Consider the following 24,632-nt stretch of genomic DNA (forward strand, 5'->3'; position numbering starts at 1 on the left):
CACTGGATGACTGCTGGGACGCACGGCCGCGTTCGCGACCGCCCGTAGAGTGGACGCCATGATCAACGTCGCAGTGCTGGGCGCCGCAGGGCGCATGGGAAGTCACGTGGTGCAGGCCGTGGAGGCCGCGGATGACCTGGCGCTCGTGGCCGCCCTCGACACCGATGACGAGATCGCCGCGGCGACTCACGCCAAGGCGCACGTCGCGGTGGACTTCACGGTTCCCGACGCCACCGAGGCCAACGTGCACGCCCTCATCGATGCGGGAATCCACGCGGTGGTGGGCACCACCGGCTGGACCGAGGACGCACTGGCGCGCGTGGACGAGCACCTGCGGGAGCGTCCCGACCTGGGCGTGCTGATCGCCCCCAACTTCGCCATCGGCGCGGTGCTGGCGATGCGTTTCGCCGCCGCGGCCGCGCCGTACTTCGAGTCGGCCGAGGTGGTCGAGCTGCACCACCCGGACAAGGTCGACGCCCCGTCGGGCACCGCGCTCCACACGGCACGCGGCATCGCCGCCGCCCGCGCCTCGGCCGGTCTGGCCCCCAGCCCCGACGCCACCACTCACGACCCTGATGGCGCGCGCGGCGCGAACGTGGACGGCGTCCACGTCCACGCGGTGCGCCTGCGCGGTCTGGTCGCTCACGAGGAGGTCCTGTTCGGCAACGCCGGCGAGGCCTTCACCATCCGCACGGACAGCTTCGACCGCGTGTCCTTCATGCCCGGTGTGCTGCTGGGCGTGCGGGAGGTCGGCAACCATCCCGGCCTCACCCTGGGCCTCGACCGGTACATGTCGCTGTAGATGGGCGTCTTCCGCAACCCCGGCTTCCTCGCGGCGGTCGCCATCACGGTGATCGTCGCGCTGTACTTCGCGTTCGTCGCGAACCTCGCGTTCGCGTTCGTGCGCGCCCCCGAGCTCGCGGCGAAAGGCTTGGGGCTGGCGATGCTGGTGCTGCCGCTCGTGGGCGCATGGTGGCTGTTCCACGAGTGGAGGCTCGGCATCACCGTGCAACGCATGGCCAGTCAGCTCGAGCGCGAGGGACGCCTGCCGCTGCATGATGGCGAGAGGGACCGCACGGGCCGGCTCACCCAGGATGCGGCGGAGGCGGTGTTCGAGGTAGCACGCCGCACGGCCGAGGACCGGCCGGAGGACTGGGTCGCCTGGTTCCACGTCGCTCACGCGTACGACGCCAACCGCGATCGGAGGATGGCTCGCAGCTCGATGCGCCACGCCGCGGAGCTGTACCGCGCGGAGCGCAAGGCCGCCCGGCAAGGCTGACCGCGCGAAGGGCCCGGCCGATGCGCGGCCCAGTCGCCGTGCGGGCGACGTCTCGCGCGCGGACCGCTACTGCGCGAGCTCCGCGCGGAACATGCGCTCGGCGAGCTCCCCGTCGGGGCCGTCCATGCCGCGCCTGACGCCACCCTCGCCCAGGCCGGCGCCCGTCAGGAACGCCTCCCGCGCATCGTCGCCCTCCAGTGCCCATGCCCGCAGCGTGGTGCCGCCCTGGATGCGGAGCGTGTCGACGCAGGCCGCGAGCAGTCGCGAGCCGTGACCGGCGCGCCTGTGCTCCGGGGCGACCTCGAGGGCCACGATCTCGCCGCCTGAGGCCATCGCCGCGAAGCCCACCACGTGGGGGCCGTCTGTGGCCACGAACACCTTGTGCTCGCGGGACGGCGGCGACTGGATCGCCGCACCCCAGGTGGCGAGCACCTCGTCCCGCGGCACCGCATCGACCGCCGCGTCGCCCAGGAATCCGCGCCACGCGGCCAGCTGGATGTCCGCGATCGCGTCCTCGTCTCCGGGGACGGCGGGACGGGCGGAGACGTCTGCGGTGGGCATGGCCACCAGCCTACGCGGCGGCGGCCCGATAGCCTGGCGGGATGATCGTGGGCACCGCCGCGCTGGCGTCACTGGTGGGCATCGGCGCGCTGCTCGTGGGCGCCGCCATCGCCTGGCGGTGGGACGTGTCGAAGCGGGTGACGGCCGGGGTGATGGCGTTCGGCGCCGGAGTGCTGATCGCGACGCTCGCGCTCGAGCTCGTCACCGAGGCCCACGAGGCTGGTGGGGTGTGGCCCGTGGTGATCGGATTCGCGGGTGGCGCGCTGCTGTACGTGGGCGGCGACGCGCTCGTGACGCGTCTGGCGCAGCGGCACCGGCATCCCGCGCAGGTGCCCTCGGGGTCGCGCAACGCGACCGCCAAGCGCGGCGGCGACAGTCCGGGCGGTGGGGCGCCCATCGCGGTGGGAGCCCTCTTGGACGGGATTCCAGAGGCGATCGTCATCGGGCTCGCGGCCGCCAGCGGCGGCTTCCCGGTCGCGATCGTCGCGGCCATCGGCCTGAGCAACGTGCCGGAGGGGCTGGCCGGCACGGTGCCCCTCAAGCGTTCGGGCAGGGGTGCGGGATTCGTGTTCGGCCTCTGGGCAGGGATCACGGCGCTGGCGGTGCTCGCCACGGTGATCGCCGTGCTGTTCCTGCAGGGCGCTCCGGGAGCCACCATCGCCGTCATCCAGTCCGTCGCCGCGGGCGCGCTTCTCGCGATGGTGTGCAACGCGATGATCCCCGAGGCCTTCGAGCAGGACCACTGGGCCACGGGGCTTCTCGCCACCGCGGGCTTCCTGGTCGCCTTCGCGCTGGGCGAGCTGCTCTAGCCCGTCAGCCCCAGCCCAGCAGTCGCAGCCCGGCGGCCACCGCAGCCGCCGCCGCGACCACGACGATGAACGGTGCACGCCGCCACAGCAGCACCGCCGCGACCGCGACGCCGGCGACGCGGGCGTCGAGCACCACGCTCGGGCCCGACGTGAAGGCCTGCACGGCGAACAGGGCCGCCAGCAGCGCGACCGTGACGAAGGCCGCGATGCGGTGAACCCGGGGGTTCTCCAGCCAGGACTCGGGCACCACATGCCCGGCGAACTTGGTGGCCCACGCGAGCACGCCTGCCGCCACGATCGCGACCCACGTCCACAGGTAGGGCGTCACTCGGGCACCTCCTGTGTGGACGCAGGCGGACGCCACCCGACCGCGACCGCGACCACGGCCGCGGCGAGGATGGGCAGGCCCGCGGGGAGGACGGGGGTGAGGGCGAGCGCGAGCACGGCCGATGCGGCGGCCACCGCCTGCGCTGGGCGGGAGGCCAGTCGCGGCCACAGCAGCCCCAGGAACGCGGCCGCGGCGGCTGCGTCCAGCCCCCACTGGGCGGGATCGCCGATGCGCGACCCCAGCAGGGCTCCCACCACCGTGATCGCGTTCCAGGCCAGGAACACGCCCACGCCGGTCCACCAGAAGCCCTCGCGCCGTGCGGGCTGATCGTCCGCGGGCTGCGCGAGCGCGACCGCAGTGGACTCGTCGATGGTGACCTGCGCGGCCCACGCGCGCCTCATCCCGTGCATCGGCCGCATCGCCGGAGCGAGCCCCACGCCGTAGAAGCCGTTGCGCAGCCCCAGGAACGTGCTGGTGACCACCGCTGCCGCGGCCGTCCCGCCGGCGGCGATGACGCCCACGAACGCGAACTGGGAGCCGCCGGAGAACACCAGCAGGCTGAGCGCCATGGTCTGCCACAGATCCAAGCCTGCGGCGATGGACAGTGCGCCGAAGCTGATCGCGTACGCGCCGGTCGCGACGGACACCGAGACCGCCTGCTGGCGGGCGGGGGACAGGCGCGGCATGGGCCTCATCCTGGCACGGGGCGGGGGTGCCGCATGGCGCGGCGGTGGCGCCTGGGTGGCGGGCCGGTCAGGCGCGTTTCGCGTCGAGCGGTGGCGACCACTCGGCGTCCGCGAGCCACACGTTCATGAGGGGCGGCGGACCCTCGTGATCGCGATAGGACGGGCGAGTGCCGTCGAGGCGGTAGCCCGTCCGTCGGGCGACGGCGTTCGACGCGAGGTTGCGGGCATCGGCCCACAGCTCGAGTCGCGGCAGGCCCAGCTGGCGCAGCGCGACGTGCGTCAATGCCGTCGCGGCCTCCGTGGCGTAGCCGCAGCCGGTGTGGGTGACTCCCAGCCAGTAGCCGATCTCGATCCGGTCCGGAGCGGCGCCGGTGACGAGCGCGGCGCTGCCGAGCAGCATGCCGCAGCCCGGCAGCTCGATCGCGTAGTGCGCCGCGGCGCCGGACTGGAGCTGGCCTCCCAGGTCCGCGAGGTCGCGGCGGCGTCGCTCCAGGGGATGCGGCTCGTGAGCGGCCCACGGCTCCCACGGCAGCAGGTGGTCGATGCTCGACATCACCAGGGCATCGAAGTTCTCCGCGTCCTCAGCGCGGAAGGGGCGCAGCAGCAGTCGCCTGGTGCGCACCTGGGTGGGCACCCCGGAGAGCGGGGCGGTCACGGCGGCCATGGGATCTCATCTCCGTGCCGGTCGACGGCGCGCGGGCGCACGGCGGATGCGAGAGGCTGGCGCGCGAGGTCCGCACGCGTGGCGAACCACGTGACGGACGGCTCCTGGCATCCGGAGTCGAAGCACTGCTCGCCAGTGGCGTCCTGCCGGTGGAAGCCCAGACGCTGCGGGATGGCCGCGCTGCGCACGTTGGACGGCGCGTGCGAGATGTCGACGAGGTCCGCCCCGGTCAGCTCGAGCGCCACGCGGGTCAGCGCGGTCACGGCCTCTGTGACCAGGCCCCTGCCCTCGTGCTCGGCGTCGATCCAGTAGCCGATCGCGAGGCGGTCGGGCTCGGTGCGCACGTGGAACCCGGTGCCGCCCACGAGCGTGCCGGCGAGGAGGAAGATGCCCAGGGTGAAGTCCTCGCCGGCATCGGCCTTGGCCGCGACCTCCGCGATCCACGCTCGCCGCTGGTCCACCGTCTGCGGCTCGAACGCGGTCCACTCCATGTACTGCCCGAGGTGATCGAGGTTGCGGGGGATCAGGGTGGCCAGCGCCTCGGCGTCGTCGTGGACGTAGCGGCGCAGCACGAGGCGCTCGGTCTCGACGCGGTGCGGCACGGCGTACATGAGGACATCCTGCCAGCCGGGGCCGCTACAGTGACGGATCATGAGCGATGACAAGCGGCAGCGCCGCGTCCGCATCGTGGCGGGGGTGACCATCGTGGCGCTGATCCTGGGCACCACGGGCGGGGTGCTGCTGAACGCGCTCCTCTAGGCGGTCGAACGCCTGGCGTAGCTCAGGAACCGGTGACGCGGGCCCGTCGCGGAGTCTCGCCAGCCCGAGTCGCCGACGACCTCCCACACGGCAGGATCGACCTGCGGCGCGAAGGTGTCGCCGTCCACGACGAGGTCGATCTCCGTCACCTCGAGCCCGTCGACGGCCTCGAGGGCCGCGCCGTACACGCGACCGCCGCCGATCACCCAGACCTCGCCGTCCGGCGTGAGCCGCGCCGCGGCCTCGAGACCCGCGTCGAGCGAGGCGACCACCGCGTCGGCCCCCTCGAGGGACGGCGCGGACGTGATCACCACGTTGACGCGGCCCGGCAGCGGCCGGAAGCGCTCAGGGAACGACTCCCACGTGCGTCTGCCCATCACCACGGCACCGCCGCGCGTCAGCGACGAGAAGTGCTGGAGGTCCTCCGGCAGATGCCAGGGCATGTCGCCGCCGGATCCGATCACGGGCCGTCCAGCGCCGTCACGGGCCTGCGCCCAGATGGCCCTCAGCATCGAGCGGGGCTCAGACCGCCACCGGGGCCTTGATGCCCGGGTGGTGCTGGTAGCTCTCGAACACCACGTCCTCGAGGTCGTAGTCCATGAGCGACGGCTTCGAGGCGAGCGTCAGCGTGGGGTACGGGTACGGGTCGCGCGCCAGCTGCGTCTGGACCTGCTCGAGGTGGTTCGAGTAGATGTGGCAGTCCCCGCCGGTCCACACGAAGTCGCCCACCTCGAGATCGGTCTGCGCGGCGATCATGTGGGTGAGCAGCGCGTAGGAGGCGATGTTGAACGGCACGCCCAGGAACAGGTCCGCGCTGCGCTGGTACAGCTGGCAGCTCAGGCGCCCGTCCGCGACGTAGAACTGGAACAGCGCGTGGCACGGGGGCAAGGCCATGTCGTCGATGAGCGCCGGGTTCCAGGCGCTGACGATGTGCCGGCGCGAGTCAGGGTTGGTGCGGATGGACTGGACCACGTTCGCGATCTGGTCCACGTGCGAGCCGTCCGGGGCGGGCCACGAGCGCCACTGGTAGCCATAGACGGGACCCAGCTCGCCGTCATCGTCCGCCCACTCGTCCCAGATCGAGATGCCGCGCTCCTGCAGCCAGCGCACGTTCGTGTCCCCGCGCAGGAACCACAGCAGCTCGCCCACGATCGAGCGCACGTGCACCCGCTTGGTGGTGATGAGAGGGAAGCCCTGCGAGAGGTCGTAGCGCAGCTGGCGGCCGAACACGGACAGCGTCCCCGTCCCGGTGCGGTCCTCCTTGCGCGTCCCGGTCGCGAGCACGTCGCGCAGCAGGTCCTCGTATGGCGTCACGATGCTGTCCACGGGCATCACCCTACGCCCGCGAGGCGCCGATGCGGTGGAGACCTCGCGGATGCGCCAGACTGGGAGCGGCGACCGCCACCAGCGTCGATCAGGGGAGTGTTGTGTGAGCGAGAAGAAGAGCGACAGCACGGAGCACGCCACCCGCGCTCCGCGCACGGACACCAGCCGCATGAAGGTGATCGCCATCGTCACCATCGTGGCTCTCGCCTTGGGGCTCTTCGGAGGCTGGGCCATCGCTGCGCTCAGCCAGCCGGACGCCGAGGGCGACGTGTGGGTGATCGGCGCTCGCGGCTCCCAGACCAGCGTCAACGAGATCGTGCTGACGGATCCCACCGCCACCGTGGTGGGCGTCACGTTCGACGGCGAGCGGCAGGCGACCGACGCCCCCATCTCGAAGGTCGTGCAGGAGTGGGACGACGTGTTCGGTGACACCACGCCGCGCGCGATCCTGGTGGGCACCTCCGCCGCAGGAAGCCACTCTGTGGTGGTCACGCTCGGCCGGCCGGAGGCGACCGCGGACACGCTGACGTTCCCGGCCACGCCCGTCGGCGGCTCGGAGATCCCCGAGTTCACCGCCGGGGACTCGACGCTGCTGATCGACGGCGCCGGCGTCCTCGAGGCGGGCGACCTCGAATCGCTGACCGCCCTGGGCGGCTAGAACTGGGCGATGCCCTTCCCCAGCAGCACCACGCCGATCACGAGCACCAGCACGGTCATGATGACCGCGTTGTTGCCCGCCAGCCAGTCGCGCAGCCGGTCCAGCGGGCCGCGGAGCCGGTCCGCCGCGATCAGGTAGCCGATCACCGGCACGGCGACGGTGGACGCGGCGAGGACCGTGAACACCGCGATCGCCGTCGGTGCCGCTGAGCTTGGCGAGGTTGCGCTGACAGTGCCGATGGTCAGACCGGCCGATGCGGCTAGCAGCAGGTTCTTGGGATTCACCCCTGACAGCAGGAAGCCCAGTCCCGCCGCCTTCGCGAACGTGAAGGTGTCGATCGCGGACATCCAGGCCGGCATCGTCGGCTCCGCGCCGTCGCGCGGCCTGCTCCGCCATTGCTTCAGCGCGAGCAGGAGCAGCAGTGCGGCGAGGACGATCTGGATGATGCCCACGACCGGGCTCGAACCGCCGTGGTCGCCGCCGAGCGAGCCCGCGAGCAGCGTGAAGATGGTCGTGGCGATCAGGATCCCCAGCACCCAGCCCAGCAGGAAGCCCACGCTGGTGACGCGGGCGCGAGGCGACAGCAGCATCAGGATCGACGCGATGATCGGGATGGGGCTGATCGCGACGCCGAGCGCGAGGGGCAGGACTTCGCCGATGATGCCGTTCATTCAGGACTCCTGGGTGGTGGACGTCGCACGCAGTTGTTCGGCGCGCGCGTAGCCGAGCTCGACGGACTCCATGAGACGCTCGGTCTCGGCGAAGACGTTCTCGGGGCCGATGCGGTCGAGCGCACCCGTGCGCCCGAGCAGGTCGTGGAGCGTGTCGGGAACCCCGCAGATGACGAGCGCCACGCCGTGCTCGCGCATGCGCTCGGCCTTGCGGTCGAGCATCTTCAGGAAGGTCGCGGACGGGATCGCCAGCGACCCTCGGGTCGACACCACGAGCGCCGCATCGGTGGCCCCGTCGGTGTCGGGCCACTCCTGCTCGAGGCGGCCCACCTCCGCGAAGAAGCCCACGCCGCTGTAGTGGACCACCGTGGTGCGGTGGGACGGGAGCGCACGTGGCGCATCGGCCACCTCCCAGCCGCCGTCTTCCCGGCGCTTGAGCTCGATCAGCCGGCCGGTGCGGCTCGACTGCACGGAGGTGAGCAGGATCGAGATGGTCGCGCCGATGAAGATCGCCTGCTGCAGCGGGAGGGCCGTGGTCGCGACGAAGGTCAGCACCATCGCGACCGTCGACGGAACCGAGGTCTTCAGGACCAGGCGGATGTCCGCGAGCCGCCCCAGGATGAGCTCGCCGCCGATCACGAGCATGAGGCCACCGATCACGGCCATGGGGATCGCACCCGCCAACGGGCCCACCGTGAGCACGATGAGGCCCAGCGACAGCCCGGCGAAGATGCCAGCCCATCGCGTCTGTGCCCCGGCGCTCGTGGCGACGCCCGTGCGGGACAGCGAGCCGCCCGTGGGGAGGGCTCCGAAGAAGCCTCCGCCGATGTTGGCGATGCCCTGAGCGGTGAAGTCCTGGGACGCATCGGCGCGGGAGCCGTCGGGATTGGCGACGGCCGCGCTGATGCCCGCCGCCTGAGCGAGAGCGACCAGCGCGATGGCGACGGCACCGGTGAGCAGGTGCGGGATCGCGGACGGGTCCGGCAGAGTGAACGGTGGTAGCGAGCGGGGGATGGGGGCGATGTCCTCGACGATCTCGATGTCGAAGGCCGCCACCACGGTCACCACGGTCGCCACCACGAGCGCGATGAGAGTCGCGAACTTCTCGAGGGGCCGGAACATGCGCGCGATCGCCCAGATCGCGACCGTCCCGCCCGCGACGGCCGCCGTCGTGGCGTCCCACGCGCCGATGTTGACGATGCCCTCGACGATCTCGCCCACCGTGTTGTCCGAGGTAGGCGCGTAGCCCGTCGCATCCTCGACCACTCCAGCGAGGATCTGGACCGCGATGCCTGTGGTGAAGCCCGTCATGACGGCCGTGGAGACGAAGGCCATCACCGAGCCCAGACGGAGCACGCCCAGCAGCAGCATCACGAGGCCGGTCATGACCGTCATGGTCGCGATGGCGCCGATGTCGTCGAGCGCGAGCCCGGCCTCGTTCAGGACGCTCTGCGACGTGAACACGATTGCCGAGGTCAGCGTGGTCACCATGAGGACCGTGCGGGCGAGCATCGATCCCAGGATCGTGGGCACCACGCCCGACCACAGTCCCAGCGGCGCCGCGAAACCTCCCACCGAGGCGTATGCCATGCCCTCGGGGATCGAGAACAGGCCGGTGACGAAGCCCGAGGCGGCGTCCTTGAAGGTGGGGCGGCCCAGCCTGCCTCGTCGCTGTCGCGCGCCCGCGGTGTCCTGAGCCATGAGGCCAACCTAGCGAGATGGACCCCGGCACGGCGGGCGTCAGCGGACTCTCATGCCTGCGGCGATCTGTCCTGTTGCAGCGGTGGACCACAACGGCCATGCTTGCGAGACGAGCACCCCAGGAGGAGACCCATGTCCCACCATGACGCCACCGCGGCCATCCGAGCGGCGCACCGCCACCACCTCGAGACCATGCCGTTCGCGGATCGCCAGGACTTCGAGGACGCCGACCGTGGCTTCCTCGGGACGCTCGAGGACACCCGGATCCGCAACGAGGCCGGCGACGTGGTGTGGGACAACGCCGCCTACGACTTCCTGGAGGGCGAGGCGCCTCACACGGTGCACCCCAGCCTCTGGCGTCAGGCGCAACTGGTCGCGAAGCACGGCCTCTATGAGGTCGTCGAGGGCGTCTATCAGGTGCGCGGCTACGACCTGTCGGTGATGTCGCTCATCGAGGGCGACGAGGGCGTGATCGTGGTCGATCCGTTCATCGGCAAGGAGAATGCGGCGGCGGGCATGCGGCTGTACCACGAGCACCGCGGCGAGCGGACGGTGAGGGCCGTGATCTTCACGCACTCGCACATCGACCACTTCGGTGGCGTGTTCGGCGTCGTCTCGCAGGAGCAGGTCGACGCGGGCGAGGCCGCGATCATCGCCCCCGAGGGAATGGTCGAGCACGCGGTCGCCGAGAACGTCTACGCGGGTACGGCGATGGCGCGCCGCGCGGGCTACATGTACGGCGCGCGACTGCACAAGGGGCCGAACGGCCAGGTGGGCGCGGGCCTGGGCCAGACCACCTCCACGGGCAACGCCGGTCTGATCGTTCCGACCATCGACGTCGCCCAGACCGGGGAGACCCACACCATCGACGGCGTGGAGATGGAGTTCCAGATGGCGCCTGGAACCGAGGCGCCTGCGGAGATGCACCTGTACCTGCCTCGGTATCGCGCGCTGTGCATGGCGGAGAACGTCACGCACACTCTGCACAACCTGCTGACGCTGCGCGGAGCCCTCGTGCGCGACCCGAACGTGTGGGCGCGCTATCTCACGGAGGCCATCGCGGCGTTCGGCGATCGCACCGAGGTCCTGTTCAGCTCGCACCACTGGCCCACGTGGGGCCGCGAGCGCGTGGTCGAGTACCTCGGCGTCCAGCGCGACCTGTACAAGTATCTGCACGACCAGACCTTGCGCATGCTCAACCAGGGCATGACCGGCGCGGAGATCGCGGAGGCCATCGAGCTGCCGCCCGCGATCGAGAAGGTGTGGGGCACCCACGGCTACTACGGCTCCGTGAGTCACAACGTCAAGGCCATCTACCAGCGGTACATGGGCTGGTTCGACGGCAACCCGGCGCGCCTGTGGCCTCACCCGCCCCAGGCGCAGGCCGAGCGGTATGTGGCGGCGCTGGGGGGAATCGACCGGGTCGTGGAGATGGCTCAGGGCGCCTTCGACGAGGGCGACTTCCGCTGGGCGGCGACCCTGCTGGACCACGCGATCTTCGTCGACAAGGATCACGCGGCTACGCGCGAGGTCTACGCGAACACGCTCGAGCAGCTGGGCTACGGCTCGGAGAATGGCACGTGGCGCAACTTCTTCCTGTCCGGAGCGCAGGAGCTGCGCGAGGGGAATTTCGGCACGCCCACGCAGACCGCCGCGCCCGAGATCGTCGCGCAGCTGACCCCCGAGCAGATCTGGGACGCCATGGCGATCGCGGTCGACGGCCCCCGGGCCTGGGACCTCGACCTCGTCACGGACGTCACGCTCACGGACCTGGGACGCTCATTCCGCGTCACGCTGCGCAACGGCGTGCTGGTGGGCCACGAGCGCGAGCCTGGGGACGACGCCGCTCTGCATGCCTCGCTGACCAAGGCCAGGCTGATCGCACTCACCGCAGGAGACACGGAGTCGCCGGGCATCGAGCTCGAGGGAGACGCCTCCGTGCTGACGAGTCTGCTGAGCGTGATGCAGCCCGGTGACCCGAACTTCGAGATCGTCCTCCCCTGACCGAGCACGGCCGGCCGATGCGCGATTGAATGGGCGTGGAGGCTCCCATGGACATCGTCGACCTGGACACGCTGGTGGATGAGCAGCTCGCGCTCGCGTACGAGGAGCACAGCGGGCGCCACGCCGTGACGATCGCGGGTGACCACCGGCATGATCTTCGCCAGACGCTCATCGCGGTCGCCGGCGGCAACACGCTGGGCGAGCACGACGCTCCGGCGGAGGCCACGCTCCAGGTGCTGCGCGGCGAGGTGACCTTCCGTGCGGGCGAGCGAGAGCTCGCACTCAGCAAGGGCGACTACTTCGTGATCCCACCGGCCCGTCACGGCTTCGAGGCGGTGACGGACTGCGCGGTGCTGCTCACCGTGGCGACCCGCGGCGAGCGGTGAACGGCAGGGGAGAGGCGACCCCGCATCGGCCGTGCGGGCGCAGTCGGCCACCACACGCGTGTGACGAGTGATGCGCATGGGACCCGGGGGAAGCCTCCGGCGCCTCGTCCGTCCCATCAGTCACAGCCGTGTGGTGGAGTGGTGTCGCCGCGTCGGGAGCGGCTTCGGCGGCGGTGGGGCGCGGTAGGTTATGCCCATGAGCGAATCGCGCCCGCTGGGCACCGTGCTCACCGCGATGGTGACGCCGATGCACGCAGACGGCTCCATCGATGTCGACAGTGCCATCGCACTCGCGAACCACCTGCTTGACCACGGGTCGGACGGCCTCGTGATCTCCGGCACCACCGGCGAGGCGCCCACCACGCACGCTCCCGAGAAGCTCGAACTGACCGCCGCTCTGGTCGATGCGGTGGGTCACCGCGCGACCCTCATCGCGGGGGCCGGATCCAACGACACGGCGCACGCCGTGATGATGGCGCAGCAGGCCCAGGAGGCCGGCGTCGACGCCGTCCTGGCTCTGGTGCCCTACTACTCGAAGCCGTCGCAGAAGGGCGTGGTCGCCCACCTGAGCGCGATCGCCGGTGCGACGGACCTGCCGGTCATGCTCTACGACATCCCCGGGCGCACCGGGATCGCACTGACGGACGGCTCGCTGGACGAGCTCGCCGAGGTGAGCAACATCGTCGCGAACAAGGACGCCACCGGCGACGTGGGGGCCGCGAAGGACCGCATCGCCCGCACCGGCCTGGACTGGTACTCCGGCGACGACCCGCTCACGCTCGAGTTCCTGCGCGCCGGTGCGGCGGGAGTCGTGTCGGTGAGCGCCCACGTCGCAGGGACACGCATCGCCGCCATGATCGCCGCGCACCACGCGGGCGACACCGCTCGTGCGGACAGCCTCCACGAGGAGCTGCTGCCCGTGCACGACGCCATCTTCAACGGTCCTGGCGCCTCCAACGCCAAGGCCGCCATGGAGCTGCTCGGGGTCATCCCCGGCCGCCACATGCGCCTGCCGCTGCTGCCGCTGGACGACGACGAGCTCGCTGCTCTCGCGTCCGCGCTGCGCGCCGCGGGCGTACCCATCACCACCTAGGAGACCCGTGAACTTCCACCCCGAGCTGACCGAGCCCAAGCCACTGCTGCCGGGCACCCTGCGCATCGTCCCCCTGGGCGGCCTGGGGGAGGTGGGTCGCAACATGGCGGTGTTCGAGATCGACGGCCGCCTGCTGATCGTCGACTGCGGCGTGCTCTTCCCCGAGGACCACCAGCCGGGCGTCGACCTGATCCTGCCGGACTTCAGCTACATCGAGGACCGGATGGACGACATCGAGGCGATCGTGCTGACGCACGGCCACGAGGACCACATCGGCGCGGTGCCCTACCTGCTGCGCCTGCGTCAGGACATCCCGATCCTGGGCTCCCAGCTCACGCTGGCCTTCATCGAGGCCAAGCTCAAGGAGCACAGGATGAAGCCCGTCACCCTCGCGGTGAAGGAGGGCCAGCACGAGCAGCTGGGCAAGTTCGGCCTCGAGTTCGTCGCGGTCAACCACTCCATCCCTGACGCGCTCGCGGTGTTCATCACCACGGACGGCGGCACGGTGCTGCACACCGGCGACTTCAAGATGGACCAGCTTCCCCTGGACGGCCGCATCACGGACCTGCGCGCCTTCGCCTCGCTGGGCGAGCGCGGCGTGGACCTGTTCATGACGGACTCCACCAACGCGGAGGCACCCGGCTTCACGACGTCCGAGGTCGAGATCACGCCGGTGCTCGACCAGCTGTTCGCGAATGCGACCGGGCGGCTGGTCGTGGCGAGCTTCTCGAGCCACGTCCACCGCGTGCAGCAGGTCATCAACGCCGCGCACGCGCACGGACGTCGCGTGGCCTTCGTGGGCCGCTCGATGGTGCGCAACATGAACATCGCCGCGGAGATGGGCTACCTCGAGGTGCCGGCCAACATCCTGGTGGATGCCCGCAAGGCGGACGACATGCCGCCGGAGAAGGTCGTGTACATGTGCACGGGCTCGCAGGGCGAGCCCATGGCGGCGCTGAGCCGCATCGCGTCGCTGGATCACAAGCTGCGCGTGGGACCGGGCGACACCGTGGTGCTCGCGTCGTCCCTGATTCCCGGCAACGAGAACGCCGTGTTCCGCGTGATCAACGGGCTCATGCGCCTGGGCGCGACCGTGGTGCACCAGGGCAGCGCGCGCGTCCACGTGTCCGGTCACGCGAGCTCCGGTGAGCTCCTGTACTGCTACAACATCGTGCGGCCCAAGAACGTCATGCCGGTGCACGGTGAGGTGCGTCACCTCCTGGCCAACGGCAAGCTCGCGATGAAGACCGGCGTGCCGGAGAAGAACGTCATGTTCGCGGAGAACGGCGTGGTCGTGGACCTCAAGGACGGTCGTGCGCGCGTGGTGGGCGCCGTGGAGACCCACAACGTCTACGTGGACGGATCCTCGGTGGGCGAGATCACGGACACCGAGCTCAAGGACAGGCGCATCCTCTCGGAGGAGGGCTTCGTCTCCGTGTTCGCGGTCATCGACTCCTCCAACGGCAAGGTGGTCTCGGGGCCGGAGGTGCACGCTCGCGGACTGGCGGAGGACGACTCCGTGTTCGACGCCGTGCTGCCGCAGATCAAGCAGGCGCTCGAGGAGGCCGCCCGCAAGGGCTCGACGGATCAGCACCAGATGCAGCAGGTGATGCGCCGCGTCCTGGGACGCTACGTGGGCACCAAGCTGCGCCGCCGCCCCATGATCATCCCGATCGTGATCGAGTCGTAGCCTCGCAAACGGGCCGATGCGCGGGGTGGCAACGCCCAGGACGGCCGATGCGCGGGTAGCGTCTCGAAGCATGGCTCAGTCACGTTCCACGAGCACGCGCTCCAAGCCGTCCTCCCCGCGTTCGAAGGCACCCGCGAAGAAGCAGCCGCCTGCCGTCCTGCGCGGCGTCGCCGCGATGGGACGCGGTGCCTCCCATGCCGTGGGCGGCGGCGTGCGCAGCATCGGCCACGGCGCCAAGCAGGTGAGCCCTGACGTGCGACGCGATGGCCTGGCGATCACCCTGGTGATCGTCGCGATCCTCATCGCCGCGCGCGAGTGGTGGGGCCTGTCCTCGTGGGCAGGCACGGCCATCCACTGGGTGGTGGCGGGGACGTTCGGCGTGCTCGCGGTGGCGATGCCGCTGGTGCTGCTGGCGTTCGCCGTGCGCCTGTTCCGTGCGCCTGGCGAGGAGGAGGCCAACCACCGCATCACGCTGGGCGCCGTGCTGCTCGTGCTGACGATCGACGGGCTGCTGCAGATCAACGCCGGCCGTCCCGGACCCGATGAGGGCCTCGAGGCGATCCAGGCCGCGGGCGGCATCCTGGGCTTCCTGGTGGGCACCCCGCTGGCGTGGGCGCTGACCGCGCCGCTGGCCGTGGTGGTGCTGATCCTGCTGGGCCTGCTGTCCGTGCTGATCATCATCGGCATGCCCCTGCGGGAGCTCATCGCTCACGCGCGCCGTGGGGTGCAGCGCCTGCGCGGCGAGCCAGTCGCCGACGAGGACGCGCTCGACCTTCCCGAGCACGGCACCCTCGAGCGCTCGGGAGAGACCAGGCCCAAGGCACCCAAGCATCGGCGCCGCCTGCTGGGCCGCGGCAGGACGGACGCCGAGATCGCCCGCCAGGCCGAGCTCGATGCGTACGAAGCGGACGAGGCCTTCGCAAGCGCCGCGAGCGTCGACCGCTCCGACACCGAGCCCAGCGACTTCGACGAGATCATCAACCCGCCGTGGGACGAGTCGCCCGGCGCCACCGAGGTGCTGCCCACGGCGACGGGACCGGTGTCGCCGTACGACGCCTACGAGCCCGCCGGCGAGGACGTCGACACGGCCGCGCTGGTGGCGGCGCCGGGCGAGCGCGCGGCGCCGCCCTCCACGAGCATCGTCCCGACGGGGGAGCAGGGCGAGCTCGAGAACTCCACGCCGTACGTGCTTCCGGACGTGGACGTCCTCGCCAAGGGGGCGCCCCACAAGACCCGTTCCGCGGCCAACGACCGGGTGGTCGAGTCGCTCAAGGGCGTGCTCGAGGACTTCGGCGTCAACGCCACCGTCACGGGATTCACCCGCGGCCCCACGGTGACGCGCTACGAGGTCGAGCTGGGTCAGGGCGTCAAGGTCGAGAAGATCACCCAGCTGTCCAAGAACATCGCCTATGCGGTCGCCAGCGCGGACGTGCGCATCCTGTCGCCCATCCCCGGCAAGTCCGCGATCGGCATCGAGATCCCCAACGTGGACCGCGAGACGGTGTCCCTGGGAGACGTGCTGCGCTCGCCTGCGGCCACCAAGAACGACCATCCGATGGCGATCGGCGTGGGCAAGGACGTCGAGGGCGGGTTCGTGCTCGCCAACCTCGCGAAGATGCCGCACCTGCTGGTGGCGGGTGCGACGGGCGCCGGAAAGTCGTCGTTCGTCAACTCGATGATCACGTCGATCCTCATGCGTGCCACGCCGGACGAGGTGCGCATGGTGCTCGTGGACCCCAAGCGTGTCGAGCTCACCATGTACGAGGGCATCCCGCACCTCATCACTCCCATCATCACGGACCCCAAGAAGGCCGCGCAGGCCCTCGAGTGGGTGGTGAAGGAGATGGACGTCCGCTACGACGACCTCGCGCTCTTCGGCTACAAGCACATCGACGACTTCAACAAGGCGGTGCGCGCGGGCAAGGTCAAGCCGCTGCCGGGCTCCGAGCGCAAGATCCGCACGTATCCGTACCTGCTGGTGATCGTGGACGAGCTCGCGGACCTCATGATGGTGGCGCCGCGCGACGTGGACGAGTCGATCCAGCGCATCACGCAGCTCGCCCGTGCCGCCGGCATCCACCTGGTGCTCGCCACGCAGCGTCCGTCCGTGGACATCATCACCGGAACCATCAAGGCCAACGTGCCCTCGCGCCTGGCGTTCGCGACCTCCTCGCTCGCCGACTCCCGCGTGGTGCTCGACATGCCGGGCGCGGAGAAGCTCATCGGCCAGGGCGACGCCCTGTTCCTGCCCATGGGCGAGTCCAAGCCGATGCGCGTCCAGGGATCCTGGGTGAGCGAGTCCGAGATCCATGCCGCGGTGGACCACGTCAAGAACCAGGCGAACCCGGAGTACCGCGACGACGTCACGCAGCCGCAGGGCGGCTCCGCTGTCGTGGCGGAGGACATCGGGGACGATCTCGACGATCTGATCGCGGCCGCGGAGCTCGTCATCACCACGCAGCTGGGCTCGACCTCGATGCTGCAGCGCAAGCTCAAGATGGGCTTCGCGAAGGCGGGTCGCCTCATGGACCTGCTCGAGACGCGCGAGATCGTGGGCCCGTCGCAGGGGTCGAAGGCTCGTGAGGTATTGGTCACTCCTGACGCATTGGCATCGACGCTGGCTATTCTGCGAGGCGAGTCTCCGGCTACCGTGGAGGCTTCGGCTGTCGATGACGAGGCTGAGGGAGAGACATGGCAGGGGTCGTAGAGCTGTTCGAGCAGCCCGCCGTCGGCGTGCCCGTCACTGCGCTGCTCCTCGCTCTCGCCGGCCTCGCCTGCTTCTTCTTCTGGCGCTCGTACCGCGCGCGCAAGCTCCGCGACGCCACGCTCGCTCGCGAGCGGCAGCTCCGGAGCCAGTTCGAGGCCGTCCTGTCCTCGGCCAGAGACGGCGTCATCATCGTCACCCAGGCGGACGAGCTCGCGCTGATCTCCGATGTCGCGGCGAACATCCTGGGCGTCACCCGCGCCGATGCGGTGGGTCTGCCGATCGCCCGCCTGAACCTGCGCGCCGTGGACGACCAGATGCATCCCATCCTGCTGCGCGAGGCCTTCGGGATCGGGCGCACGGATGACAAGCCCCGCATCGTGGGCGTGCCGGGCCGCCGTGGCGCGGAGGACGTGCGCTGGATCCAGGTGCGGTCGCGCGTGGTTCCCGACGGCTGGGACAACGGTCCGGTGACGGTCGTGACGATGATGGACACCTCAGGACTGCGCGAGGCGGCGGAGGCTCTCAACAGGTCCGATGCGCAGTTCCGCAAGGCCATGGAGAACGCCCCGGTGGGCATGGCGCTCGTGGACCTCGAGTGGCGCCTCATGGAGGTCAACCGCGCGTTCGCCGAGATGATGGGCTCCACGGTCTCCGCGCTGCGCTCGACGCCGTTCAGCGCCCTGAGCCACCCGCAGGACCTGCACGCCGAGCGCGATCAGCTCCAGCGGCTCTACGACGGCCACTCCAGCCGCTTCACGGTGGAGAAGCGCTACGTGCGGGCGGACGGCAACGTGGTGTGGGCCGTGCTGGACGTGGGCCTGGTCCGCTACGCCGGCGGCGCGCCCGACCACTACGTGGTGCAGGTGCGCGACTCGACCGACGACCGCATGCACTCCGAGCTCATGGCGCACCGCGCCATGCACGACCCGCTCACGGGCCTGGCGAACCGCACGCTGCTGCAGGACGTGCTGCAGAAGGTGCTCGAGCAGCCGGACGCGGAGTCGCGCGTGGGCGTGATCGCGGTGGACCTGGACGGCTTCAAGGGCCTCAACGACCGGTTCGGCCACGCGATGGGCGACAACGCCCTGGTGCACGTGGCGGGGGTGCTGCGCACCGCGACGGCCGGCCGCGGCACCGTGTCGCGCATCGGCGGCGACGAGTTCGTGATCGTGGTGCAGGACCCGGACTGCTCGAAGGCGCTGTTCGACATCGCCGGTGCGATCCACCAGGGCCTCAAGCGCCCCGTCCAGGTCAAGCGCCACCAGATCACGCTGCACGCATCGGTGGGCATCGCGATGGCGGACGAGGAGACCACCTCGGGCGGCGCGCCCACCCTGCTGAGCGCCGCGGACGCCGCGATGTACCGCGCGAAGTCCAGCGGGAAGTCGCGCACGGAGGTCTACGAGCCGTCCATGCGCACCACGTCCGATGCGCAGTCGGCTCTCGCCTCCGACCTTGCCGGGGCGATCGAGGCCGGGCAGCTGGTGCTGCACTATCAGCCCATCCTGGAGCTCGCGACGCGCACGATCGTGGGATACGAGGCGCTGGTGCGCTGGCAGCACCCCACGCGAGGGCTGCTGCTGCCGTCGAGCTTCCTGCCGCTGATCGAGGACAAGAACCTGTCCGTGTCCCTGGGCACCGCGCTGGTCGATCAAGCCGCCGAGTTCCTGGCGAGCGGGCCGTCGCCCACCACGTGGGTCTCGCTCAACGTCAGCGCGGACCAGCTGGGCGACTCGGAGTTCGCGGACCGCGTGCTCAGCGCGATCGGCCGGTACCACCTGAGCCCGCAGCGCCTCGTGGTCGAGCTGACGGAGGCCTCGCTGGTGGCGCCCAACACGCGCATCCGTCACGAGCTCACGGAGCTGCGCAACGCGGGGGTGCCCATCCTGCTCGACGACTTCGGCACGGGCGTGTCGCCGCTGTCGTACCTGCGCGACCTGCCCGTGTCAGGCGTGAAGCTCGACATGTCGTTCGTGGCGGGCATCCCGGAGGACCCCGCCGGCGCACGCGTGTCGCGAGCCCTGGGCGCCCTCGCGCGGGAGCTGGGCCTGGCCACCATCGCGGAGGGCATCGAGACCGAGGCGCAGGCCGAGTTCCTCGCCGGCTGCGGCTGGCGCTACGGCCAGGGGTGGCTGTTCGGGGTCGCGCAGCCGGCCAGCGCGGTCAGCGAGTCGAGCCCTCAGTTCACGACGAGCCTGATCGACCCGCGGCCGCAGGAGCACGACAACCCGTTGAGCCTGGGCGACCGCACGTTCTAGCGCCGGCAGGCGCGCGGCGCGGCCCTCGCATCGGCCGCTGCGGCGGCTCTACATCCCCGCGTGCCACCAGCGCAGGTCGCTGTACGCCGCGTCGGCCAACGGCTGCGGTGCGGATGCGCGCTCGGGCGCCTGGTCGCCCACCGCATCGGCCACCCGCCGCCAGCGCGCCTGTGCCTCGGACGCGCTGAGGTTCCCGGCTCCCGTGTCGAGGATGTTGCGCAGCACGTGCATGGTGTGGTTGTCGAGCCGGTCGACGGTGACGGCGGTCCACTCGACGCTGACGTCGACGGCGCCCTCGGGGTCCACGGTGATGGTGGACGTGGTCACATAGCCGGAGTTCGCATCCGCGACGCAGCACTGCGTGTCCTGGTTCGACAGGTAGTTGCCGTGCCCGGTCGCCGCCCACATGCCCTGGCCGGAGGGCCCTCCGTCCACGAGCTGGATGGGCTGCGGCACGTGAGCGTGGTGGCCGATGTACAGGTCCACCAGTCCGGAGGCGCCGATCTGGTCCACGATGCTCTGCTGAGCCGGCGACGGCGCGACGCGATACTCGACGCAGCAGTGCACCGAGGCGACCACCACGTCCGCGCCGTCGTCCCGCGCCGCCTGCGCGGCGTCGAGGATGGGCTGCACGTCCGCCGCGTCCGCATCGAAGGTGTCCACGGCCCAGGGCTTGCCGTCCGGCTTGGGCAGGCCGTTGAGACCGTACGTGAAGGAGACCTGCGCGACGGAGACGGTGCGGCCGCCCTCACGCACCGTGTACATCTGGGTGGACGCCGCCTCCGCCTCGGTGCGGGCGGTGCCGGTGTGGCCCAGGCGCACGTCGTCCATCGCGTCGAGCGTCGCCTCGAGTCCAGCGAAACCACGGTCGACGGAGTGGTTCGAGGCCACCGAGCAGCCGTCCCATCCCTCAGCGTCGATCGCGGTGATGAGCTCGACGGGCGCGCCGAACACCGGGTAGCCGGACGGCTGGGTGCCCGCGGGCGCGACCGGCACCTCGAGGTGGCACAGCGCCAGGTCCGCGCCGTCGACGTACGGCCGCACGTTCGCCATGAGCGGCGCGAAGTCGTACGCGCCGTCGCCTTGGCGCTGGGCCGAGTCGAGCACGGGACCGTGGGTGAGGATGTCGCCGCCCGCCACCAGGGTGAACGTCACGTCGGGCGTGGGCTCAGGGCTGGGCGGCGGCGGCTCGGGGGAGGTGCTCGTGGTGGGTGCGGCCGGAGCCGAGGGCTCGACGCTCGCGGGGGCCTCGGCGGAGCCGGGCGGGCCTGCTCCATCCGGCGCGCCCGACGCGAGCACGAGGGCGACGCTCACGGCGATACCGGCGAGCACGGCGGCGATGACGATCGCCATCACGGGCGTCCGGCGGCTGGCATGGAGGGGCGGACGTGATGGCATGGCGACCATTATCCCGGAGGGCCGGGCCCGCGCCCGCCCCCGCTAGTGTGTGCGTGTGAGCGCCGCCCTGCCCAACCTCCTGACCGCCGCCAGGCTGGTCGCCGTGCCCATCGTGGTGTGGCTGCTGGTGGTGGACGGCGGCGAGGACGGCGCATGGCGCTGGTGGGCCCTGCTGATCTTCCTGGTCGCGGCCGCGACGGACTATCTCGACGGCTACCTCGCGAGGCGCTGGGAGGTGGTGTCGTCCTTCGGCAAGCTCGCGGATCCCATCGCGGACAAGGCGTTGGTGCTGTGCACCCTCGCGACCATCGTGTGGATCGATGGCGTGCCGTGGTGGCCGCTCGCGATCCTGGCGGTGCGCGAGGTGGGCGTGACCCTGGGCAGGCTCGCGGTCGCGGGCGACACCGTCATCGCCGCCTCGCGGGGCGGGAAGCTCAAGACGGTGCTCCAGCTCGCGGCGATCACGTTCTACCTGTGGCCGGGCGGTCCCGCGTGGCTCGACGCCGTCGCGTGGTGGTGCCTGGTCGCGGCGGTGGTCGTCGCGGTGATCACGGGCGCCGACTATGCCAGGCGCATCGCGGCGGCAGTGCGTCACCGGCGTACGGCTCGCGCGCGTGGCGTGGGTGCACAGGAGGGGCCGGGCGCGGATGCGCGCCGGTGACCCTCGCCCGCTCACCACGGCGGCCCGGGCGGCCGCCGTCATCGAGGCCGCGCGAGCAGCGGGGCTGTCGATCGCTACGGCAGAGTCGCTCACGGGCGGCGCGGTGAGCGCGGCGCTGACCGCGATCCCCGGAGCCTCGGACGTGATGCGCGGCGGCGTGGTGGCGTACCTGCCTGCGGTCAAGACAGCGGTGCTGGGGGTGGCCGAGGCGACCCTCGCATCGGCCGGAGTGGTGTCGGAGGCCACGGCACTCGAGATGGCGCGGGGCGCGAGAGGAGCGCTGGGCGCTGACGTGGCGGTGGCGACCACGGGGGCGGCCGGCCCCGAGTCGCACGACGGTGCCTCCCCGGGCACGGTGTGCCTGGCGGTGGCCGATGCGGCAGGTGGCGAGTCCCACACCGTGCGCCTGACGGGGGAGCGCGGTGCCGTGACGGCCGCCGCCGTGGACGCGGCGCTGGACCTGCTGGCGGCTCGTCTGGCCGGTTCCGCTGACCGCTGAATCCTCCAGAGGTGAGCCTCGTGGACTCAGGGAACAGGGCTGGGGTACTCTGCGTTAAACGTGACGTGAGAGACTTCAGCGCCACCTTGGGGAGGAACCGCATGCCTGTGCTGCGCAACGAGATCGGCGACGTCCTGCGAGACGCCCGCCTGACGCAGGGGAAGACCCTGCGCGACATCTCCTCGGGCGCGCGCGTGTCCCTGGGATATCTCTCCGAGGTCGAGCGCGGGCAGAAGGAGGCCTCCTCCGAGCTCCTCGCGTCGATCTGCGTCGCGCTGGACGTGCCGATGTCCGCGATCCTCCGCGAGGTCTCCGACCGCTTCGAGACCGCGGAGCTGCAGACCGTCGACGTCATGCCCTCGATCCCGGACACCGTGCCCGAGCTGCTCGGCGAGGTCCGCGCGCGCTAGTGCGGCACAGCGAGTTCTGGGCCCTGCTGGACTCCGTGTTCGGCGAGGCCTACTCCCGTACCCTCGCGCGCGACCTGGCGCTCGACGCCCTCGACTCCCGCACATGCGTGACGGCGCTCGATGACGGCGTGCCGCCGCGGGACGTGTGGCACGCGCTGTGCGATCAGATGGACGTGCCGCTGTCGCAGCGCGACGGCGGCGAGCGCGAGCGCATGGTGCCGCCCCCGCGCTGACAGCCCTGGGCGATGGGCCCGCGGCGGCCGATGCGCGACACGCCGCGCGCGTGTCGCTTCCCTTCGAACATGCGTTCGATTACGCTGGTCCACAGGACGGTGCACGACGCCGGCCCTCCCCAGTGGAGGGGACCACGTCGGGCCGATGTCAGAGGCGCGTCATAGCGTCGTTCATGGAATGACAAGGCACGGCAGCAATGCCACCGACGATTGGGTTACGACATGGCACAGGCGGCAGACCGCTCGAAGGCGCTCGAGGCAGCACTCGGACAGATCGACAGGCAGTTCGGCAAGGGATCGGCGATGCGCATGGGCGACCGCCAGGTGGTGGCCGTCCCGGCGATCCCCACGGGCTCGGTGGCGCTGGACATCGCGCTCGGCATCGGCGGTCTTCCGCGCGGTCGCGTGGTGGAGATCTACGGCCCGGAGTCCTCAGGAAAGACCACCGTGGCGCTGCACGCGGTTGCGAACATGCAGAAGCAGGGCGGCACCGCGGCGTTCATCGACGCCGAGCACGCCCTCGACCCCATCTACGCCAAGAAGTTGGGCGTGGACGTCGACAACCTGATCATCTCGCAGCCGGACACCGGTGAGCAGGCGCTCGAGATCGCGGACATCCTGATCCGCTCGGGCAGTGTGGACGTGCTCGTGATCGACTCGGTTGCGGCACTGGTGCCCAAGGCGGAGATCGAGGGTGAGATGGGCGACAGCCACGTGGGTCTCCAGGCCCGCCTGATGTCGCAGGCGCTGCGCAAGATCACCGGCGCCATCTCGCAGACCGGCACCACGGCCATCTTCATCAACCAGCTGCGCGAGAAGATCGGCGTGTTCTTCGGCTCGCCGGAGACCACCACGGGTGGCAAGGCGCTCAAGTTCTACGCATCGGTCCGCCTCGACGTGCGCCGCATCGAGACCCTCAAGGAGGGCACCGAGCCCGTCGGCAACCGCACCCGCATCAAGGTCGTCAAGAACAAGATGGCGCCGCCGTTCAAGCAGGCCGAGTTCGACATCCTCTACGGCCAGGGCATCTCCAAGGAGGGCGGCATCATCGACCTGGGAGTCGAGCACGGCTTCGTGAAGAAGTCGGGTGCGTGGTACACGTACGAGGGCGACCAGCTGGGGCAGGGCAAGGAGAATGCTCGCAGCTTCCTCAAGGACAACCCTGAGCTCGCCACGGAGATCGAGACCAAGCTCAAGGCCAAGCTCGGCATCGGGGTGTCCGCCGACGAGGGCGACCAGTCGCCCGCGATCGCAGCTGAGGACGAGGCCAAGGCTGAGTCCAAGGCGGCGACCAAGGCCGCAGCCGCCAAGGAGCGCGCGACCTTCTGATGTCCCCGCGCGCTCGGCCAGACTCCGCACCCACGACACCAGCGGACCCGGCCGAGCGCGCGCGGGAGATCGCGCTGCGCCTGCTCACCCACTCCTCGAAGTCGGAGGAGCAGTTGCGCGACGGCCTGATCTCCCGCGACGTCGACCCGGCGATCGCGGACGAGATCATCGCCCGCTTCCGCGAGGTGGACCTTCTCGACGACACCGCGCTCGCCGCATCCATCGCGCGGACGCGACATCAGGAACGGGGCAAGTCCCGTCGCGCGATCGATCAGGAGCTCCGTCGCAAGGGCTTCTCGAGCGATGACATCGGTACCGCCCTGGACCAGATCTCCGTGGACGACGAATGGGAGGCGGCACGCTCGCTGGCCGCCAAGCGTTGGAGCTCCTTGAACGGCCACGACGATCAGGTCAAGGTGCGCCGAGTGGTCGGAATGCTGGGCCGCAAGGGATACTCGCCTGATCTCGCCTTCGGGGTTGTGAAAGAGCTGCAACGTGCCGATAGAGCGGATACGTAGCATG

The 24,632-nt window shown here is 70.9% G+C and carries 26 protein-coding genes; 16 read left to right on the forward strand and 10 right to left on the reverse strand.

Going from position 1 to position 24,632, the window contains the following annotated elements; genetic code table 11:
• Positions 1-58 precede the first annotated feature (58 nt).
• Both dapB and Dac01nite_RS04895 read left to right on the forward strand, forming a co-directional pair.
• Positions 59-802: a 4-hydroxy-tetrahydrodipicolinate reductase gene (dapB, locus tag Dac01nite_RS04890; protein WP_373307236.1), complete on the forward strand. Its 744-nt coding sequence runs from the start codon at positions 59-61 to the stop codon at positions 800-802.
• The gene (locus tag Dac01nite_RS04895; protein ID WP_203653804.1) at positions 803-1,279 is read left to right on the forward strand and encodes a hypothetical protein; all 477 of its coding nucleotides are present in this window, start codon (positions 803-805) and stop codon (positions 1,277-1,279) included.
• 66 nt (positions 1,280-1,345) lie between these two features.
• Here Dac01nite_RS04895 and Dac01nite_RS04900 read toward each other — a convergent pair whose 3' ends face one another.
• Positions 1,346-1,840 carry a GNAT family N-acetyltransferase gene (locus tag Dac01nite_RS04900; RefSeq protein ID WP_203653805.1) on the reverse strand — a complete coding sequence of 165 codons (495 nt, stop codon included), beginning with the start codon at positions 1,838-1,840 and terminating at the stop codon, positions 1,346-1,348.
• A 41-nt stretch (positions 1,841-1,881) separates the two neighbouring features.
• Here Dac01nite_RS04900 and Dac01nite_RS04905 point away from each other — a divergent pair, with 41 nt between their 5' ends.
• Positions 1,882-2,649 (forward strand): ZIP family metal transporter, encoded by a 768-nt coding sequence (locus Dac01nite_RS04905; protein ID WP_203653806.1) that lies wholly within the window; start codon positions 1,882-1,884, stop codon positions 2,647-2,649.
• Between the two features lie 4 nt (positions 2,650-2,653).
• On the opposite strand, the gene Dac01nite_RS04910 is transcribed toward Dac01nite_RS04905, so the two are convergent.
• The 6 genes from Dac01nite_RS04910 to Dac01nite_RS04935 form a co-directional block, all read right to left on the reverse strand.
• Positions 2,654-2,977 (reverse strand): AzlD domain-containing protein, encoded by a 324-nt coding sequence (locus Dac01nite_RS04910; RefSeq protein WP_239066523.1) that lies wholly within the window; start codon positions 2,975-2,977, stop codon positions 2,654-2,656.
• The gene (locus Dac01nite_RS04915) at positions 2,974-3,663 is read right to left on the reverse strand and encodes an AzlC family ABC transporter permease (RefSeq protein ID WP_239066524.1); all 690 of its coding nucleotides are present in this window, start codon (positions 3,661-3,663) and stop codon (positions 2,974-2,976) included. The genes Dac01nite_RS04910 and Dac01nite_RS04915 overlap by 4 nt, the downstream gene beginning before the upstream one ends.
• Positions 3,664-3,730: 67 nt before the next feature.
• Entirely contained in the window at positions 3,731-4,327 is a 597-nt protein-coding gene (locus tag Dac01nite_RS04920) for a GNAT family N-acetyltransferase (RefSeq protein ID WP_203653808.1), read from the reverse strand.
• Positions 4,315-4,938: a GNAT family N-acetyltransferase gene (locus Dac01nite_RS04925; protein WP_203653809.1), complete on the reverse strand. Its 624-nt coding sequence runs from the start codon at positions 4,936-4,938 to the stop codon at positions 4,315-4,317. Before Dac01nite_RS04925 ends, Dac01nite_RS04920 begins: the two co-directional genes overlap by 13 nt.
• Before the next feature lie 144 nt (positions 4,939-5,082).
• A complete protein-coding gene (locus Dac01nite_RS04930; RefSeq protein WP_203653810.1) occupies positions 5,083-5,598 on the reverse strand; it encodes a dihydrofolate reductase in 516 nt (171 codons plus the stop codon).
• A 10-nt stretch (positions 5,599-5,608) separates the two neighbouring features.
• The gene (locus Dac01nite_RS04935) at positions 5,609-6,418 is read right to left on the reverse strand and encodes a thymidylate synthase (protein WP_203655162.1); all 810 of its coding nucleotides are present in this window, start codon (positions 6,416-6,418) and stop codon (positions 5,609-5,611) included.
• Positions 6,419-6,515: 97 nt separating this feature from the next.
• Here Dac01nite_RS04935 and Dac01nite_RS04940 point away from each other — a divergent pair, with 97 nt between their 5' ends.
• Entirely contained in the window at positions 6,516-7,070 is a 555-nt protein-coding gene (locus Dac01nite_RS04940) for a hypothetical protein (protein ID WP_203655294.1), read from the forward strand.
• On the opposite strand, the gene Dac01nite_RS04945 is transcribed toward Dac01nite_RS04940, so the two are convergent.
• Complete coding sequence (locus Dac01nite_RS04945; RefSeq protein WP_203653811.1) at positions 7,067-7,741, reverse strand: GAP family protein; 675 nt, start codon at positions 7,739-7,741, stop codon at positions 7,067-7,069. The genes Dac01nite_RS04940 and Dac01nite_RS04945 overlap by 4 nt on opposite strands.
• Complete coding sequence (locus Dac01nite_RS04950; RefSeq protein ID WP_203653812.1) at positions 7,742-9,442, reverse strand: SulP family inorganic anion transporter; 1,701 nt, start codon at positions 9,440-9,442, stop codon at positions 7,742-7,744. It abuts the gene before it with no gap.
• A gap of 132 nt (positions 9,443-9,574) precedes the next feature.
• Between Dac01nite_RS04950 and Dac01nite_RS04955 the strand changes: the two genes are divergently transcribed.
• The 6 genes from Dac01nite_RS04955 (at position 9,575) to Dac01nite_RS04980 (ending at position 19,580) form a co-directional block, all read left to right on the forward strand.
• Complete coding sequence (locus Dac01nite_RS04955) at positions 9,575-11,446, forward strand: alkyl/aryl-sulfatase (RefSeq protein WP_203653813.1); 1,872 nt, start codon at positions 9,575-9,577, stop codon at positions 11,444-11,446.
• Between the two features lie 47 nt (positions 11,447-11,493).
• On the forward strand, positions 11,494-11,832 hold the full coding sequence (locus Dac01nite_RS04960) for a cupin domain-containing protein (protein ID WP_203653814.1): 339 nt from the start codon (positions 11,494-11,496) through the stop codon (positions 11,830-11,832).
• Positions 11,833-12,028: 196 nt separating this feature from the next.
• Positions 12,029-12,925: a 4-hydroxy-tetrahydrodipicolinate synthase gene (gene dapA, locus Dac01nite_RS04965; RefSeq protein WP_308438277.1), complete on the forward strand. Its 897-nt coding sequence runs from the start codon at positions 12,029-12,031 to the stop codon at positions 12,923-12,925.
• Positions 12,926-12,932: 7 nt separating this feature from the next.
• Positions 12,933-14,615 carry a ribonuclease J gene (locus tag Dac01nite_RS04970; protein ID WP_275404519.1) on the forward strand — a complete coding sequence of 561 codons (1,683 nt, stop codon included), beginning with the start codon at positions 12,933-12,935 and terminating at the stop codon, positions 14,613-14,615.
• A 70-nt stretch (positions 14,616-14,685) separates the two neighbouring features.
• Positions 14,686-17,322, forward strand: coding sequence for an FtsK/SpoIIIE family DNA translocase (locus tag Dac01nite_RS04975; RefSeq protein WP_203653816.1), 2,637 nt, complete (start codon positions 14,686-14,688; stop codon positions 17,320-17,322).
• A complete protein-coding gene (locus Dac01nite_RS04980; protein ID WP_203653817.1) occupies positions 17,307-19,580 on the forward strand; it encodes a putative bifunctional diguanylate cyclase/phosphodiesterase in 2,274 nt (757 codons plus the stop codon). Before Dac01nite_RS04975 ends, Dac01nite_RS04980 begins: the two co-directional genes overlap by 16 nt.
• A gap of 48 nt (positions 19,581-19,628) precedes the next feature.
• Here the strand turns inward: Dac01nite_RS04980 and Dac01nite_RS04985 are convergent, their stop codons facing one another.
• Entirely contained in the window at positions 19,629-20,978 is a 1,350-nt protein-coding gene (locus Dac01nite_RS04985; protein WP_203653818.1) for a CapA family protein, read from the reverse strand.
• 55 nt (positions 20,979-21,033) lie between these two features.
• Between Dac01nite_RS04985 and pgsA the strand changes: the two genes are divergently transcribed.
• The 6 genes from pgsA to Dac01nite_RS05015 all read left to right on the forward strand — a co-directional run bounded on the left by pgsA (position 21,034) and on the right by Dac01nite_RS05015 (position 24,628).
• On the forward strand, positions 21,034-21,639 hold the full coding sequence (gene pgsA / locus Dac01nite_RS04990) for a CDP-diacylglycerol--glycerol-3-phosphate 3-phosphatidyltransferase (protein WP_203653819.1): 606 nt from the start codon (positions 21,034-21,036) through the stop codon (positions 21,637-21,639).
• A complete protein-coding gene (locus tag Dac01nite_RS04995) occupies positions 21,626-22,138 on the forward strand; it encodes a CinA family protein (RefSeq protein WP_203653820.1) in 513 nt (170 codons plus the stop codon). The genes pgsA and Dac01nite_RS04995 overlap by 14 nt, the downstream gene beginning before the upstream one ends.
• A gap of 101 nt (positions 22,139-22,239) precedes the next feature.
• A complete protein-coding gene (locus tag Dac01nite_RS05000; RefSeq protein ID WP_203653821.1) occupies positions 22,240-22,548 on the forward strand; it encodes a helix-turn-helix domain-containing protein in 309 nt (102 codons plus the stop codon).
• Positions 22,548-22,781, forward strand: a complete 234-nt coding sequence (locus Dac01nite_RS05005; protein ID WP_203653822.1) for a DUF3046 domain-containing protein — start codon at positions 22,548-22,550, stop codon at positions 22,779-22,781. Before Dac01nite_RS05000 ends, Dac01nite_RS05005 begins: the two co-directional genes overlap by 1 nt.
• Positions 22,782-23,003: 222 nt before the next feature.
• On the forward strand, positions 23,004-24,110 hold the full coding sequence (gene recA, locus Dac01nite_RS05010; protein WP_203653823.1) for a recombinase RecA: 1,107 nt from the start codon (positions 23,004-23,006) through the stop codon (positions 24,108-24,110).
• A complete protein-coding gene (locus Dac01nite_RS05015) occupies positions 24,110-24,628 on the forward strand; it encodes a regulatory protein RecX (RefSeq protein WP_203653824.1) in 519 nt (172 codons plus the stop codon). The genes recA and Dac01nite_RS05015 overlap by 1 nt, the downstream gene beginning before the upstream one ends.
• Positions 24,629-24,632: the final 4 nt, after the last annotated feature.

It is taken from the genome of Demequina activiva, from assembly GCF_016862815.1.
Taxonomy (GTDB): domain Bacteria; phylum Actinomycetota; class Actinomycetes; order Actinomycetales; family Demequinaceae; genus Demequina; species Demequina activiva.